This is a genomic window from Kribbella sp. NPDC059898 (genome assembly GCF_042730855.1).
Lineage (GTDB): Bacteria > Actinomycetota > Actinomycetes > Propionibacteriales > Kribbellaceae > Kribbella.
The window spans coordinates 20505-35520 of sequence record NZ_JBHWKR010000020.1 but is presented as its reverse complement, the minus strand read 5'-3'; the positions used below and the strand labels follow the sequence as shown (position 1 = coordinate 35520).

Here is a 15016-nt window from a genome sequence, read left to right as displayed (position 1 = left end):
GATCGCAAATGTCAAGCCGATTCACACTGGCATTTGCCGTTCGCAAGTGCGAAGATCTTTGCAGGTGCCAACGGATGCCCGGCGAGGGAGCACGAGGATGGAACAGAGCACGCAGAACCTGAAGCAACAGGTCGAGTTGTACGGCGAGCCGCTGGGCGACGTGGTGCGGCGGGTCACCCAGGCGCTCGGACTGACCCAGGGCGGTCTCGCCCAGGTGATCGGGCTGTCCGCGCCGATGCTCTCCCAGCTGGTCAGCGCCCAGCGGGTGAAGATCGGCAACCCGGCGGTGGTGTCCCGGCTGCGGGCCGTGTCCGAGCTCGCGGACCTGGCCGTGGCCGGCGGGATCGAGCCGACGGAGATCGCGGGCGAGCTGGACGGGATCCGGGCGGCCACCGGCGCCTACCCGAGCCCGACCACCGGTCACCTCCGCCGGCTTGACGCACAGGGCAGCACACCGCTGCGGACGGGAGCACAGGTAGCCGGCGCCGGCGTGACGACAGGCACCGGAGCAGGTCCGGGCGCGGGGGTCGCTCCGGGTGCGGGGGTCGGCCAGGACGCGGGAGTCGGTCCAGGCGCGGGAGCCGGCCCGGGCGCGGGAGCCGGTCCAGGCGCGGGAGTCGGCCTGGGCGCGGGAGTCGGTCCGGGCGCGGGAGTCGGTCCGGGCGCCGGGTTGCCGACCGCCTTCGCCTCACCCACCGGGCTGTCCGCCGAGGCAGCCGCCGCCGCGTGGGCGACGGCGCTGCCGGACGTCCCGGCGCGCGCCGTCGTTCGAGCGATCCAGGACCTGTTCCGCGAGGTCGCGTCCGCCACCGAGATCCAGCGGGCGGCGGTGGCGGCGGCCAAGGAGTCGCCGGCCGTCGCCGACCTACTGCTTGCCTATGGCACCGGCCGAACCGCCGAGGCCCTCGTGCACTATGAGACGCATCACGGCTGACCATCTGATATAGCACAGGCCGACTCGACTTTGGCCGCCGTCTCACGCCTTGTCGCACTGGAATACGAACCACGAACACTCGTGTTGGGTTGCCTCGGCAGGGCCGATCGCCCTGCGTTCGTTGACGGTGTGAGGAGACAGTTGTGCGTGCGTTTCGGCGGGTTGTCGCGATGGTCGGGGCTATCACCTTGGCGGCGGCGATGGTTGCCTGCGGCAGCGACAAGAAGGATTCCGCGGCCGGCCCGGACCTCGGGCTGATGCAGGCCGGCACGCTGCGGATCGGGACGCTGACCGACGCGCCGCCGAACGTGTACGTGAAGGACGGCAAGTTCACCGGGTTCGACAACGACCTGATCACCGCGGTCGCGGCGAAGCTGAACCTGAAGCCCGAGTTCGTCGGCACCGACTTCTCGGCGCTGCTGTCGCAGGTGAACGGCGGCCAGTTCGACCTCGGCAGCTCGTCGATCACGGTCACCGAGGCCCGCAAGAAGACGGTTGCTTTCAGCAACGGCTACGACTTCGGCTACCTCGGCCTCAACACGACCAAGGACAGCGGCATCACGAAGTTCGACCAGTTGCCCGGCAAGCGCGTCGTGGTGGTCCAGGGCACCGTCCAGGACGACTACGCGACGCAGAAGGGCCTGAACCCGGTCCGCGTGCCGAACTACAACGCCGCCCTCGGCCAGCTCAAGGCGGGTACGGCGGACGCCTGGGTCTCGCCCGCCGAGATCGGCGAGAAGATGGCCAAGGAACAGGGCGGCGGCACGGTGATCCTGGCCGCCAAGGAGCTGAGTGACGCGCCGATGGCGTTCGCGGTCGCGAAGAACAACGACAAGCTCCGCGAGGCCGTCAACAAGGCGCTCGACGAGGTGATCGCCGACGGCACTTGGACCAAGCTGGTCGAGCAGTACTACCCGGGCCGCGCCGTACCGGCGAACTTCAAGCCGGGCAGCGGGTCTGTCAAGTTCACGGCCCCCAAAGCCTGATGGACATCTGGTCCACCCTGCGTGACACCTTCCTCGACTGGGAGTCGATGAAGGCAGTACTGCCCGAGATGCTGAAGGTCGGGCTGGTCAACACGCTGATCCTGGCGGCCGCCTCGGTCGTGCTGGGCACGGTGCTCGGCATGGTCGTGGCGGTCCTCGCCCTGTCCCGGAAGCGCTGGCTGCGCTGGCCGGCGAAGATCTACACCGACATCTTCCGCGGCCTGCCGGCGATCCTGACGATCCTGCTGATCGGCCAGGGCCTCTCCCCCATCACCCGGCACTGGTGGGGCCCGAACCCGTACCCGCTCGGCATCCTCGCGCTCTCGCTGATCGCCGCCGCGTACATCGGGGAGATCTTCCGCTCCGGGATCCAGAGCGTGGAGAAGGGCCAGCTCGAGGCGGCCCGCGCGCTCGGGTTCAGCTACCCCAGCGGCATGCGGCTGGTCGTCATTCCGCAAGGGGTCCGGCGGGTGCTGCCGGCGCTGGTGAACCAGTTCATCGCGCTCGTGAAGGACTCCAGCCTGGTGTACTTCCTCGGCCTGCTGGCGAGTCAGCGTGAGCTGTTCCGGATCGGTCAGGACGCGGCCGCGACCAACGGCAACCTGTCGCCGTTGCTGCTCGCGGGCATCTTCTACCTGGTGATGACGGTGCCACTGACGCACCTGGTGAACCACTTCGACAAGCGGCTCCGCGAAGGGCGTCCGGTGGAGGAGGTCGAGCATGCGGCACGTTGAGGGCGCGAGCCTTGAGGTCAGCGGCGTCGAGCTCGCGTTCGGCAGCAACAAGGTGCTGCGCGGCGTCGACCTCGCCGTACCGGCCGGGCGGACCGCGTGCGTGATCGGCCCGTCGGGGTCCGGGAAGTCCACGTTGCTGCGCGCGGTCAACCGGCTGCTCGAGCCGGACGCGGGCGACGTGAAGCTGGGCGGCGAGTCGGTACTGCGGGGTGACCCGGACGTGCTGCGCCGCCGGATCGGGATGGTGTTCCAGCACTTCAACCTGTTCCCGCACAAGAGCGTGCTCGACAACATCACGCTGCCACTGCGCAAGATCAAGAAGCTCGACACCGAGTCCGCGCGGGCGGCGGCGCGTGAGCAGCTCGAGCTGGTCGGCCTGGCACACAAGGCGACCGCGCGTCCCGGGAACCTGTCCGGCGGTCAGCAGCAGCGGGTCGCGATCGCCCGGGCGCTGGCGATGCGGCCCGAGGTGATGCTGTTCGACGAGGCGACGTCCGCGCTCGACCCGGAGCTGGTGAAGGGCGTGCTCGCGCTGATGGCCGACCTCGCCGGCGCCGGGATGACGATGGTCGTGGTCACCCACGAGATGGGGTTCGCCCGCGAGGTCGCGGACCAGGTCGCGTTCATGGACCAGGGCGTCGTGGTCGAGTCCGGCGTACCGGAAAAGATCTTCGGGGCGGCCGAGTCGCCGCGGCTTCGGCAGTTCCTGTCGCAGGTGCTCTGAGTGAGCCGGTCGCGGCGCACGATGGAGGTCTGACGCCGCACCTGGGGGTAGCCATGCCTGTACGCCGGTTGTTGGTCGCAATGCTCGCCATCGGAGCGGTCGCGGTCGGGCTGATGCCCCGAGCCACCGCGGCCGCCACCACTGAGGCCCGGACGCCGAAGTACGTCTATCTGACGTTCGACGACGGCCCGAGCACGTACACGCCGCAGGTCCTGAAGATTCTTCGCGCCTACGGTGCCAGGGCCACGTTCTTCGAGATCGGGCAGAACGTACGGCGCTACCCGGCGTACACGCGGCGTGTCTACCAGCAGGGCAACAGCGTGCAGAACCACACCTGGTCGCACCCGGATCTGCGGCATGTGTCGTGGCCGGTGTTCAGGTCGCAGGTCCTCACCGCGGATCGCGTGATCCGGACGCAGACCGGGTACACCCCGCACTGCCTGCGGCCGCCGTACGGCGGGACGAACAAGCTGGAGGCGCACCGTGCCGCGCTACTCGGCAAGAAGATCCGGGTCTGGACGATCGACACCCGCGACTGGTCCCGCCCGGGAACGTCGGTGATCGTGCGCCGGGCGCTCGCGAACGTGCACAGCGGTTCGGTGATCCTGATGCACGACGGCGGCGGCAACCGCAGCCAGACGGTGGCCGCGCTGCCGGCGATCCTGCGGACCCTGAAGGCCCGCGGCTTCTCGTTCACCACGATGTCCTGCACCTGAGGCGTCCGGTATCCGTGAATTGTTGAGGCGTAAGCGGCGTGGCCGCTGGCTTTCGCCGGCAGTTCACCGAGGGTTGGTCGGGTGAGGAAGTGACCACCCACCGCCCTGGGGGGAACATGGCTGTTCGCTTGACGCGTGCGGGGAACAGGGCCGTCGGCCTGGCGATGATGATGCTGGTGAGCGCGGTGATCGGTACGGTCGTGGTCGCGGCCGCGAGGTCACCCGCCAAGCCCGTCACGCCCACACCGGCCGCCGAGGCCCCGGCTGCCGTCGTGCCCAGCCCGAAGCCGTTGCCGACGAAGTACGTCGTACTGACGTTCGACGACGGACCGGACGCCGAGTACACCCCGAAGGTGCTCGACGTCCTCGCGAAGTACGACGCCAAGGCGACGTTCTTCGAGGTCGGTCAGAACGTGCGCAAGCATCCCGAGCTGACCAAGCGGATCCACGAGGCCGGGCACAGCGTGCAGAACCACACCTGGGACCACGGCGACCTGCGCAAGCTCACCGCGGCCAGGTTCCAGCAGGAGGTCGCGTCGACGGACCAGGTGATCCGCGCCCAGATCGGCAGTACGCCGGGTTGCCTGCGGCCGCCGTACGGCGGGGTGAGCGCGACCGTCCGGCAACGGGCCCGTCAACTGCACAAGGACCTGGTGGTGTGGACGGTCGACTCGCGCGACTGGACCAAGCCGGGTACGGCGGCGATCGTGCAGCGGGTGGTGAAGAACGTGCACAGCGGCTCGGTGATCCTGATGCACGACGGCGGCGGCAACCGCGCGCAGACGGTGGCCGCGCTGCCCGCGATCCTGAAGGCGCTCACGGCGCAGGGGTACGGGTTCCGCACCCTGACCTGCTAGGACAGCGCACTCACCAGCGGTACGACGTCGGCGATCGAGGCGACGATCCGGGTCGGGCGGTACGGGAACCGCTCGACCTCGTGCTCGCCGGTCGACCCGGACAGGACGAGCACGCTGCGCAGGCCCGCCTCCAGACCGCTGATGATGTCCGTGTCCATTCTGTCGCCGATCATCACGGTATGTTCTGAGTGCCCTTCGATCCGGTTCAGCGCGCTGCGCATCATCAGCGGGTTCGGCTTGCCGACGAAGTACGGCGCGACGCCGGTCGCGCGGGTGATCAGCGCGGCCACCGAGCCGGTCGCGGGCAGCGGGCCCTCCTGGGACGGGCCGGTCGGGTCCGGGTTGGTCGCGATGAACCGCGCGCCGTCGGCGATCAGCCGGATCGCCTTGGTGATCGCCTCGAACGAGTACGTCCGGGTCTCGCCGAGGACGACGTAGTCCGGGTCGCGTTCGGTCAGCACGTACCCGATCTCATGCAGCGCCGTGGTCAGGCCGGCCTCGCCGATCACGTACGCCGTACCGCCCGGGCGCTGGTCGTCGAGGAACTGGGCGGTGGCCAGCGCGCTGGTCCAGATCGACGTCTCCGGGATGTCGATGCCGGCCACCAGCAGCCGGGCGCGGAGGTCGCGCGGGGTGAAGATCGAGTTGTTGGTGAGGACGAGGAACTTCTTGCCGGACGCCTGCAGCGCCGCGATGAAGTCGCTGGCGCCGGGGATCGCGCGCTCCTCGTGCACGAGGACGCCGTCCATGTCGGTCAGCCAGGTATCCACCGGTTTGGGCTCGGTCACGCTGCTCATCGTAAATTGTCGGTGGCTTGGGGGAGCATCTCGACATGGGTTATCGAGACTTGTGGCGCGCGGGCGGCGTGGTTCCGCTGCTTGTGTCCTCGCTGCTCGCTCGGCTGCCCATGCTGGCCACGACGGTGCCCATCGCGTTCCTCGCGAAGGACGCCAGCGGATCGTTCCAGTGGGCCGGTGTCGTCGCGAGCGCCTACTCGGTCGGTACGGCGATCGCCGGGCCGCTGTGGTCGCGGACGGCCGACCGTCGCGGGCCGCGCGGCGTACTGCTGGTGACCGGGATCGGCTGGAGCTTGGCGCTGCTGGCGATCGCCCTGCTGCCCGCGGGTCAGTACCGGCTCCTGCCCTTGCTCACGGTGGTCGCCGGTGCGCTCGTACCACCGGTGTCGCAGACGTTGCGCGCCGCCTGGCCGCGCGTCGTCGACGGTCCCGCCTTACGTACGGCGTACTCCGTGGACGCGACGACGCAGGAGTTGCTGTTCATGGTCGGGCCGATGCTCGGGGCAACCGTGGTCAGCATCGCCAACCCGCGCCTGGGGGTCCTACTCGCGGCGGCGATGTCGGCCGTCTTCATCTGGTGGTACGTGCTCCGACAACCCAGGCCGCTGGAGCACGGTCCGCGGGCTCACACGCGGCTGACCACGCGGCAGTTGCTCTGGCATCGGCACCGGTTGCCGCTGATCCTCGCGTTCGGCCTGTGGATCATGTCGTTCAACGGGATCTCGCTGGCGATCGTCGCGTTCGCCGACGACCACGGGCAGCGCTTGCTCGCCGGCGTCTTCGAGACGGTCTGGGCGTTCGGCAGCCTGGTCGGCGGCGTGATCGCGGGTGCGCTGCCGGGTCGCGGGACGTCGCACCTGTGGCGCCGGGCCGCGCTCGTCGCGGTCGGGATGCTGCTGTGCGTGTTCGCGACCTGGTCGTCGGTGTCGCTCGGGATCGCGCTGGCCGTGTCGGGGCTGACGCTGGCGCCGGCGATCGGTGCGCTGTACGGACGGCTCGGCGCGTTGACCCCGGACGTGGCGAAGACCGAGGCCTTCGGGTGGATGAGCGGTGCGGCAACCGGCGGCGGGGCGATCGGAGCCGCGGTCGCCGGTGCGATCATCGACGGCTTCGGCGTGCGGTACGTGTGGCTCCTGGCCGCCGTACTCGCGGTGCTCGCGACGGTGCTGCTGCTCCGGGTGCCGCCGGAGGTGGAGGAGTTACCGGCTGCTGACCTGCTCCGCGAGACCGCGTAGTTCCTCGACCATCGCGTTCGGGTCGTCGGCGGCGTACACCGCCGAGCCGGCCACGAACACGTCGGCGCCCGCCTCCGCGCAGCGTTCGATCGTCTCGACGGAGATGCCGCCGTCGATCTCGATCCACAGGTCCAGGCCGTGCTTGTCGAGCAGTTCGCGGGTGCGGCGGATCTTCGGCACGCACACGTCGAGGAACTTCTGCCCGCCGAACCCGGGCTCGACGGTCATGATCAGGATCATGTCGAGCTCGGACAGCAGGTCCTCGTACGGCTCGATCGGGGTCGCGGGCTTCAGCGCCATCGCGGCCCGCGCGCCCTTCTCGCGGATCTCCCGCGCGGTCCGGATCGGGGCACGGCAGGCCTCGGCGTGGAACGTGACACTGGACGCGCCGGCCTCGACGTACCCGGGCGCCCAGCGGTCCGGGTCCTCGATCATCAGGTGACAGTCGAGCGGCTTGTCCGTCGCCTTCGCCAGCGACTCGACCACCGGCATCCCGAGGGTCAGGTTCGGCACGAAGTGGTTGTCCATCACGTCGACGTGCAGCCAGTCCGCGTTCGACACGGCCACCGCCTCGTCGGCCAGCCGCGCGAAGTCGGCGGACAGGATGCTCGGCGCAATCTGAATCCCCATGGCGTCAATCTATCGAGCACGCACCCCGGGCCCGGAAGGCGGTGAGCCCGAGAGGTGGCCGACCTCACCCGGCAAGCCCCGCGGACCTCACCCGGCAAGCCCCACGGACCTCACCCGGCGAGCTCGGCGGCGAGGACCTCGCGGATCGTGGTGGCCGGGCGGCCGAGGATCTTCGGCAGGGTGGGGTCGACGACCGCGAACTCGCCGCGCCGGGCGGCCTGGAAGATCCCGAGCGTCAGGTCGATCAGGAACTCCGGCATCCCGCGCCCGAGCGCCGCCTGCTTCCACTCCTCGTCCGGCACCGTCACGCGGGTGATCTTCCGCCCGGTCAGCTCCGACGCGAGCGCGGCCACCTCGGCATAGTCGAGTACGTCGGGACCCGTCAACGCCGGCGTGACCCCGTCGAGGCGCGCCGGATCGGTGAGCGCGACCACCGCCGCGTCGGCCAGATCCCGGTGCGCGGTCCACGAGAACGGACCGTCCTCCGGCGCGATCAACTCCCCCGTCTCCAGCGCCGAGCGCAGCAGATACACCGGCGTACTCGCGTAGAACCCGTTGCGCAGCGCGGTGAACGGTACGCCGGAATTCGCCAGGTCCTGCTCGGTCGCGGCATGACTGCGGGTGGCGACGAACAGCGAGTCGAGGTTCGCGGCCTGGTGGCTGGTGTAGAGGATGCGCGAGGCGCCGGCCGCCTTCGCGGTCTCGATCGCGACCCGGTGCGGCGCCGGGTCGGCCGGCCCCGACACGATCAGCACCTGGTCAGCGCCTTCGAAGGCGACCGCGAGCGCCTCCGGATCGTCGAAGTCCCCGCGCCGTACCCGGATCCCGCGGGCGGCGAGATCCGCCGCCTTCTCAGGGTCCCGGACGCTGACGCCCAACTGGCCGGCCGGGACCAACTCGGCGAGACGCTCGGCAACGGCCCGCCCGAGCCGGCCGGTACCTCCGGTAACGATGATCATGAACAACTCCTTGTTATCAGTGGAAACGCAAGAACGTTATCACTGGAAACAAGTCTGGCCAAGCGCTACGGTTGCGTCCGTGGACGAGAGCACGAACAGTCGCGACGAGCTGCGCGCGCAGATCGTCGAGGTCGCGGCCGGGCTGCTTGCGACCGGCGGGCGGGACGCGGTGTCGACGCGGGCCGTCGCGACCGCGGCCGGTACGCAGGCGCCGACGATCTACCGCCTGTTCGGCGACAAGAACGGGCTGCTGCAGGCAGTGCTCGAGCACGGCTTCGCGAAGTACCTCGCCGAGAAGCCGCCGCTCGACCCGACAGCGGACCCGATCGCCGACCTCCGTGCGGGCTGGTATCTGCACGTCGGGTTCGGCCTGGCGAACCGGGAGCTGTTCCTGCTGATGTACGCCGACATGCAGCCGGGCAAACGTCCCGCGGCGGCGGAGGCCGGGCTCGCGATCCTGCGTACGCGCATCCGCAACCTGGCGGCCGCCGGCCAACTGCGTGTGACGGAGGAACTGGCGGCGGAGATGGTGCAGGCGGCCGGCTCAGGCGCCGTACTCACACTGCTCGCCACGCCCGAGGAGAGTCGCGACGCGCGGTTGGCGGACGCGATGTTCGACGCGGTCGTTGCGGCGATCGCGACGGCGGACGACCTGGGGCCAGATCGCCGACGCGGCAGCAAGCCGGGCGGCGACGGTGCGAGCGGGGCGGCCAACGCGCTGCGGGCGAACCTGCCGGAGCTGGAGATGCTCACGGACGGCGAGCGTCACGTGCTCGGCGAATGGCTCTCTCGCATCACCCAGGCGAACGCCTGAGCGGGTGAGGTCACGACGTCGAGGCCGGCGGGCAGCGGTGGCCGACGGATGACGACCACCGGTAGGCGCAGCTGCTGAGCGGCTTCGAGCTTCGCGGCGGTGGCGGGGCCGCCGCTGTTCTTGGTGACGAGTACGTCGATGCGGTGCTGCATCAGGAGTTGCAGCTCGTCCGTCACGGAGAAGGGGCCGCGGGCAAGGAGGAGCTCACACCAGGCCGGCCGCGGCTCGGGTGGGTCGACGCAGCGCGCGAGGGTCCAGAGGCCGGTCGACGCGAAGGCGTCGAGGCCCTGCCTGCCGATCGTCACGAACACCCGGGATCCGATCCGGGGAAGCAGCTCCGCAGCGGCCGCAGCCGTATCGACCCAGTGCCAGTTGTCTCCGGAGGTCCAGCTCGGGCGATCCAGCACCAGCAAGGGGATGCCGAGCTGGGTGGTGGCGGCCGCGGCGTTGGCGGTCATCTGGGTGGCGAACGGGTGCGTGGCGTCCACCACGACGTCGACAGGATTCGTTTCCAGCCAGGCGATCAGGCCGTCGACTCCACCGAAGCCGCCGACGCGGACCTCTCCTTCAGGCAGGCGAGCGGAGGTGGTTCGGCCGGCCAGGGACGAGATCACCTCGATGCCGTCGGCAACCAGCAGCCGGGCCAGTTCGCGGGCCTCGCCGGTACCGCCGAGCAGCAGGATCCTCATCGCGTGCGGTCGGCCGAGTACAGGTGGCTGTCCCGGAAGGCCGTTGCCGACAGCACCTTCCCGGCGATGATCACCGCGGTACGGCGGATGCCCGCGGACTTCACCTGGTCTGCGATGCCGGCGAGCGTGCCGCGGAGCACGACCTCGTCGTCGCGGGACGCGCGGGCGACCACCGCGACCGGGCAGTCGGCGCCGTAGTTCGGGACCAGCTCGGCGACGACCCGGTCGATCTGCTGCACGGCCAGGTGCAGGACGATCGTCGCGCGGCTCGCGCCGAGGGTGGCCAGGTCCTCACCGGGCGGCATCGCGCTGGCGCTGCCGCCGATGCGGGTGAGGACGACGGTCTGGCCGAGTTCGGGGACGGTCAGCTCGCGGTTGAGCGTTGCGGCCGCGGCGGCGTACGCCGGGACTCCGGGCGTCACGTCGTACGGGATCCGGAGGGCGTCGAGGCGGCGGAGTTGTTCGGCCATCGCGCTGAAGACGGACGGGTCGCCGGAGTGCAGGCGGGCGACGTCGTGGCCGGCGGTGTGGGCGGCGGCGAGTTCGGCGATGATCTCGTCGAGGGTGAGGTTCGCGGTGTCGATCGTGCGGGCGCCGGGTGGGCAGTGGTCGAGGAGTTCGACCGGGACCAGCGCACCGGCGTACAGGCAGACCGGCGACGAGGCGATCAGGTCGCGCCCGCGGACGGTGATCAGGTCGGCCGCGCCGGGTCCGGCGCCGATGAAGTGCACAGTCATGCGACAGCTCTCCCGGTCATTTGGTGATGCTCCAGATGGTGACGGGCAGGGCGGGGCGCCAGCCGGTCATCGTGCCGATCGCTGACGCGCGCTGCACGTCCAGCCGGACCAGGTCGCCGCCGAACGTCTTGTACCACTGGATGATGAGCGCCTCCGTCTCCAGCGTGACCCCGTTCGCGACCAGCCGGCCGCCGGGACCGAGGGCGCTCCAGCAGGCGTCGAACAGACCTGCAGCGGTGGCGCCGCCACCGATGAAGATCGCATCAGGTGATTCGAGACCTTCAAGGGCTGCCGGGGCGGCCCCTTCGACCACGGTGACCGCGGCGCCCAGCGCGGTCGCGTTGCGTTCGAGGCGTTTGGCGCGGGTGGGGTCGCGCTCGATGGCGATGGCCCGGCAGGTGGGGTGATGGCGCGACCATTCGATCGCGATACTGCCGGCGCCGCCGCCGATGTCCCAGAGGAGCTGCCCGGGTACAGTCGCTAGGCGGGAGAGGGACACCGCGCGTACTTCGCGTTTGGTGAGCTGGCCGTCGTGCTCGTACGCGTCGTCGGGGAGGCCGGGGACGGTGGAGAGCACCGGAGCGTCGGGTGGGCAGTGGACGGCGATCACGTTGAGGGGGTCGACGTCGTGGGACCAGTCGGCGGCAGTTGTGGTGCGGACGCGTTCGGCTGGCCCGTCCAGTTGCTCCAGGACCGTGAAGGTGCTGTTGCCGTAGCCGCGGGCTACCAGCAGCTGTGCGACCGCGGCTGGGGTCTGTGCGGTGCGGCTGAGGATCAGTAAGCGGCGGTTCGGCTGGAGGTGCGGGTGCAGGCGGTCTACGGGGTTGGTGACCGTGCTGACCACCTGCACTTGGTCTTGTGGCCAGCCGAGGCGTGCGCAGGCAAGGGAGACGCTGGACGGATGCGGGATGACGTGTACGGCGTCGGCGCCGAGGAGGCGGACCAGCGTCGTACCGATGCCGTGGAAGGTGGGGTCACCGCTGGCCAGCACACAGACCCGGCGACCACGGTGCTCCTCCAGCAGCCGAGGCAAACCCTCGGACAGAGGCGAAGGCCACGCCACACGCTCTGCACCCGAAGCGGGTGGGAGGAGGGCAAGTTGGCGAGGGCTGCCCAGGACGACCTCGGCTGCTGTGAGGGCTGCCTGAGCGGCGGAGGTCAGGCCTGGCCAGCCGTCGGGGCCGATGCCGATGACGGTGAGCGGGTCAGCCGGCATTGCCGAGGGCCTTGGTGATCGTGATGTGGATGACTACGCGCTGGGGATTCGGGCGGGGCTGTTTGTAGCGCTTGGCGTAGCGGGTTTCGGCGTCCAGGACGTCGGCGGGGTCGTCGCTGACGACGGCCCGGCCTTCCAGCGTGCTCCAGCGGCGCCCGTCCACCTGCGTCACCGCCACGGAGGCCTCCCCCAGCCGGCGGATCGTCCGCGCCTTGTACGACGTACCTGAGCAGATCACCCGCAGTACGCCGGCCTCGGCATCAAGGGTGGCGCCTACCGGCGTCGCATGGACGGTCCCGTCGGCCCGGACCGTGCTCAGCACGCACAGGTGCCGCTCGGTCCAGAACCCGGCCAGTTGCTCACTCAACACCTAGCGATCGTAGACAGGCCCGCCCGGTACCTCGCCGGGCGGGCCTGTGAGCGCTGGACCCCTCAGACCAGCGCTGCTCGAGAGTCAGCCGATGTCGCGCCGCCGGAACGTGGCGAATCCGGCCAGCGTGAGCGCGGCGGCGATCGCGGTCAGCCAGAGCACCGGTGTGACGGAGAAGTCACCGCCGGGCAGCCGGGGCGTGTGGCCGTACGGGCTGAGGTTGATCACCCAGTGCGGCAGGTTGAAGATCTCGCCGAACTGCCCGATCAGCAGGAAGATCCCGTACAGCCCCCACCCCGCGGTGACCAGCTTCGGCGCCAGCCCGAACAGGATGACGACCAATGCCGTCACCAGCCAGATCGCGGGCAGCTGTACGGCGGCTGCGGCCAGCATCCGCGGCACCTGTCGCCCCATGTTGCCAAGCGACGCCCCGCTGGAGACCCCGGACCCAAGACCTGCAACCAGGATCAGTGCGCCGGTGCCGAGCAGTGCCATCAGCACGTGGCTCGCCAGCCACTGTGCGCGCGTCACACCGGTCGCCAGCAACGGCTCCGCCCGCAGCGCAGTCTCTTCCGAGCGCAGCCGCAACGCAGCCTGGATGCCGAACGCAGACGCCAGCAGCCCCATCACGCCCATCTCGGTGGCCAGGAACGCGTCCGTAATGCCCTGGACACCGCCGAGCTTCTGCACCATCTCCTTCGCGCTCTCGCTGGTGACGAAACCGTCGACGTTGCTGGCGATGTTGCCGACCAGCAGCCCCAGCAGCAGGAACGCGAATCCCCAAGCGACCAAGGAGCCACGGTGCAACCGCCAGGCAAGTGCAAGCGGCGACCGCAACGAAGCGGCTGCTCGCGGCGGACCGGGCCGCGGCCGCACCAGACCGGCGCCAAGATCGCGCCGCCGGATCAGTGCGGTCGCCGCAGCCACCATCACGACCACGAACACCAACGGCACCAGCAGGACGGCCCACCGGTCACCGGCGAACGCACGGACCTGCTGGGACCAGCCGATGGGAGACAGCCACGACACCCACCCCGTGCTGCCGTCCGAAGACGAGTCGCCGATCGCGCGCAGTACGTAGGAAACACCTAGCACCACAGCGGTCAGGCCGTTCGCTGCCCGGGCGCTTTCGGTGACCTGTGCGGTCACAGCACCGACACCGGCGAACGACAGGCCTGCCGCCGCCCACATCAGCCCGAACGCGAACGAGCCCTGGGCGTCCAGCCCGCTACCGATCAGCGACAGCGCGGTCACCAGCCCCAGCACGATGACCGTGGCCGCGGACACGATCAGCCCGGCGGTCAAAGCGGCGTACCGACCGAGTACGCCGGCACTGAGCAGCTCCAGCCGCCCGGACTCCTCCTCGGTCCGGGTGTGCCGTACGACGAGCATGCCCGCGAGCAGGCCGACGAGCAGCGCACCGAACGCGGTCAGCTTGAACAGCGAGACCTCCCCGAGCGAGGACTCGTCGAAGATCCGCCCGTACAGCGAGACCAGGGCGGGCGACGCGTTCGACGTACGCGCGGCCTCGGCCAGCGCGTTGTGGTCGGAGTACAGGCTGATCGACGCCTTGGCCGAGCCGGCCGCCGACATCACGAAGACGATGATCCAGATCGGGATCAGCAACCGGTCGCGGCGCAGCGCGAGCCGCACCAGCGTCCCGGTACCGACGAAGTCGTTCATCGCAGCGCCGCCTCGGGTTCCGCGACGTCGTTCTCGTAGTGCCGGAGGAACAGCTCCTCGAGCGTCGGCGGCTGCGCCACCAGGCTCTTGATGCCGCTCGCCGACAGTTGCCGCATCACCGCGTCGAGTTGCGCGGTGTCGACCTCGCAGCGCACCCGGTTGCCCTCGACATCGAGATCGTGCACGCCGGGCAGCTGCGCCAGGCCGTTCGGCGATGCGGCCAGCTCGGCGTGGATCGACGTACGGGTCAGGTGCCGGAGCTCGGACAGCGTGCCGGTCTCGACCACCTTGCCGCGGCGGATGATGCTCACCCGGTCGCACAGCGCCTCGACCTCGGACAGGATGTGGCTGGACAGCAGCACCGTGCGGTCCTCGCGCCTGTCCTCCTCGATGACCTGCCGGAACACCTCCTCCATCAGCGGGTCCAGGCCGGAGGTCGGCTCGTCCAGGATCAGCAGCTCGACGTCCGACGCGAGCGCCGCGACCAGAGCGACCTTCTGCCGGTTGCCCTTCGAGTACGTCCGGCCCTTCTTGGTCGGGTCCAGGTCGAACCGGCGGAGCAGGTCGTCGCGCTTCTTCTCGTCCAGCCCGCCGCGGAGCCGGCCGAGCAGGTCGATCACCTCGCCGCCGGTCAGGTTCGGCCAGAGGTTGACGTCACCGGGGACATAGGCGAGCCGCCGGTGCAGCTTGGCGGCGTCGTGCCAGGGATCGCCGCCGAGCAACGAGACATCGCCGGCGTCACCCCGCAGCAGCCCGAGCAGGACACGGATGGTGGTGGACTTCCCCGCGCCGTTCGGGCCGAGGAACCCGTGCACCTCACCGGTCGCGACCTCCAGGTCGAGACCGTCGAGGGCGTGCGTACTTCCGTACGACTTGTGCAGTCCGGAGACCACGATGGCTGATGTCATGATTCATAACGTACACTGTGTTCAGAA

Annotated in this window: 17 protein-coding genes; 8 read left to right on the top strand and 9 right to left on the bottom strand. The window is 70.0% G+C overall.

The window, feature by feature from the left end; translation table 11 throughout:
- Positions 1-97 precede the first annotated feature (97 nt).
- The 6 genes from ACFV9C_RS39665 to ACFV9C_RS39640 all read left to right on the top strand — a co-directional run bounded on the left by ACFV9C_RS39665 (position 98) and on the right by ACFV9C_RS39640 (position 4951).
- The gene (locus tag ACFV9C_RS39665; protein WP_380202248.1) at positions 98-934 is read left to right on the top strand and encodes a helix-turn-helix domain-containing protein; all 837 of its coding nucleotides are present in this window, start codon (positions 98-100) and stop codon (positions 932-934) included.
- 143 nt (positions 935-1077) lie between these two features.
- Positions 1078-1920, top strand: a complete 843-nt coding sequence (locus ACFV9C_RS39660; RefSeq protein WP_380202246.1) for an ABC transporter substrate-binding protein — start codon at positions 1078-1080, stop codon at positions 1918-1920.
- Complete coding sequence (locus tag ACFV9C_RS39655) at positions 1920-2654, top strand: amino acid ABC transporter permease (RefSeq protein ID WP_380202244.1); 735 nt, start codon at positions 1920-1922, stop codon at positions 2652-2654. Before ACFV9C_RS39660 ends, ACFV9C_RS39655 begins: the two co-directional genes overlap by 1 nt.
- Positions 2641-3378 (top strand): amino acid ABC transporter ATP-binding protein, encoded by a 738-nt coding sequence (locus ACFV9C_RS39650; RefSeq protein WP_380202242.1) that lies wholly within the window; start codon positions 2641-2643, stop codon positions 3376-3378. Before ACFV9C_RS39655 ends, ACFV9C_RS39650 begins: the two co-directional genes overlap by 14 nt.
- Before the next feature lie 53 nt (positions 3379-3431).
- Positions 3432-4094: a polysaccharide deacetylase family protein gene (locus tag ACFV9C_RS39645; RefSeq protein WP_380202240.1), complete on the top strand. Its 663-nt coding sequence runs from the start codon at positions 3432-3434 to the stop codon at positions 4092-4094.
- 116 nt (positions 4095-4210) lie between these two features.
- On the top strand, positions 4211-4951 hold the full coding sequence (locus tag ACFV9C_RS39640) for a polysaccharide deacetylase family protein (RefSeq protein ID WP_380202238.1): 741 nt from the start codon (positions 4211-4213) through the stop codon (positions 4949-4951).
- Here the strand turns inward: ACFV9C_RS39640 and ACFV9C_RS39635 are convergent.
- Complete coding sequence (locus tag ACFV9C_RS39635; protein ID WP_380202236.1) at positions 4948-5748, bottom strand: HAD-IIA family hydrolase; 801 nt, start codon at positions 5746-5748, stop codon at positions 4948-4950. The two genes, ACFV9C_RS39640 and ACFV9C_RS39635, sit on opposite strands and share 4 nt — an antisense overlap.
- Positions 5749-5783: 35 nt before the next feature.
- Here ACFV9C_RS39635 and ACFV9C_RS39630 point away from each other — a divergent pair, with 35 nt between their 5' ends.
- A complete protein-coding gene (locus tag ACFV9C_RS39630; protein WP_380202234.1) occupies positions 5784-6983 on the top strand; it encodes an MFS transporter in 1200 nt (399 codons plus the stop codon).
- On the opposite strand, the gene rpe is transcribed toward ACFV9C_RS39630, so the two are convergent.
- Positions 6948-7613, bottom strand: a complete 666-nt coding sequence (gene rpe / locus ACFV9C_RS39625) for a ribulose-phosphate 3-epimerase (RefSeq protein WP_380202232.1) — start codon at positions 7611-7613, stop codon at positions 6948-6950. The two genes, ACFV9C_RS39630 and rpe, sit on opposite strands and share 36 nt — an antisense overlap.
- A 110-nt stretch (positions 7614-7723) precedes the next feature.
- The gene (locus ACFV9C_RS39620) at positions 7724-8572 is read right to left on the bottom strand and encodes an SDR family oxidoreductase (protein WP_380202230.1); all 849 of its coding nucleotides are present in this window, start codon (positions 8570-8572) and stop codon (positions 7724-7726) included.
- A gap of 79 nt (positions 8573-8651) precedes the next feature.
- Here ACFV9C_RS39620 and ACFV9C_RS39615 point away from each other — a divergent pair, with 79 nt between their 5' ends.
- The gene (locus ACFV9C_RS39615) at positions 8652-9386 is read left to right on the top strand and encodes a TetR/AcrR family transcriptional regulator (protein ID WP_380202228.1); all 735 of its coding nucleotides are present in this window, start codon (positions 8652-8654) and stop codon (positions 9384-9386) included.
- Here ACFV9C_RS39615 and ACFV9C_RS39610 read toward each other — a convergent pair.
- The 6 genes from ACFV9C_RS39610 to ACFV9C_RS39585 all read right to left on the bottom strand — a co-directional run bounded on the left by ACFV9C_RS39610 (position 9338) and on the right by ACFV9C_RS39585 (position 14989).
- Positions 9338-10075, bottom strand: a complete 738-nt coding sequence (locus ACFV9C_RS39610) for a cobalt-precorrin-6A reductase (protein WP_380202226.1) — start codon at positions 10073-10075, stop codon at positions 9338-9340. The two genes, ACFV9C_RS39615 and ACFV9C_RS39610, sit on opposite strands and share 49 nt — an antisense overlap.
- Positions 10072-10812 carry a precorrin-4 C(11)-methyltransferase gene (cobM, locus tag ACFV9C_RS39605; protein ID WP_380202224.1) on the bottom strand — a complete coding sequence of 247 codons (741 nt, stop codon included), beginning with the start codon at positions 10810-10812 and terminating at the stop codon, positions 10072-10074. The genes ACFV9C_RS39610 and cobM overlap by 4 nt, the downstream gene beginning before the upstream one ends.
- Positions 10813-10828: 16 nt before the next feature.
- Positions 10829-12028 (bottom strand): precorrin-6y C5,15-methyltransferase (decarboxylating) subunit CbiE, encoded by a 1200-nt coding sequence (gene cbiE / locus ACFV9C_RS39600; protein WP_380202222.1) that lies wholly within the window; start codon positions 12026-12028, stop codon positions 10829-10831.
- The gene (locus ACFV9C_RS39595; protein ID WP_380202220.1) at positions 12018-12398 is read right to left on the bottom strand and encodes a PPOX class F420-dependent oxidoreductase; all 381 of its coding nucleotides are present in this window, start codon (positions 12396-12398) and stop codon (positions 12018-12020) included. The genes cbiE and ACFV9C_RS39595 overlap by 11 nt, the downstream gene beginning before the upstream one ends.
- 84 nt (positions 12399-12482) lie before the next feature.
- A complete protein-coding gene (locus ACFV9C_RS39590; protein WP_380202218.1) occupies positions 12483-14081 on the bottom strand; it encodes an ABC transporter permease in 1599 nt (532 codons plus the stop codon).
- The gene (locus tag ACFV9C_RS39585) at positions 14078-14989 is read right to left on the bottom strand and encodes an ATP-binding cassette domain-containing protein (protein WP_380202216.1); all 912 of its coding nucleotides are present in this window, start codon (positions 14987-14989) and stop codon (positions 14078-14080) included. The genes ACFV9C_RS39590 and ACFV9C_RS39585 overlap by 4 nt, the downstream gene beginning before the upstream one ends.
- Positions 14990-15016 lie beyond the last annotated feature (27 nt).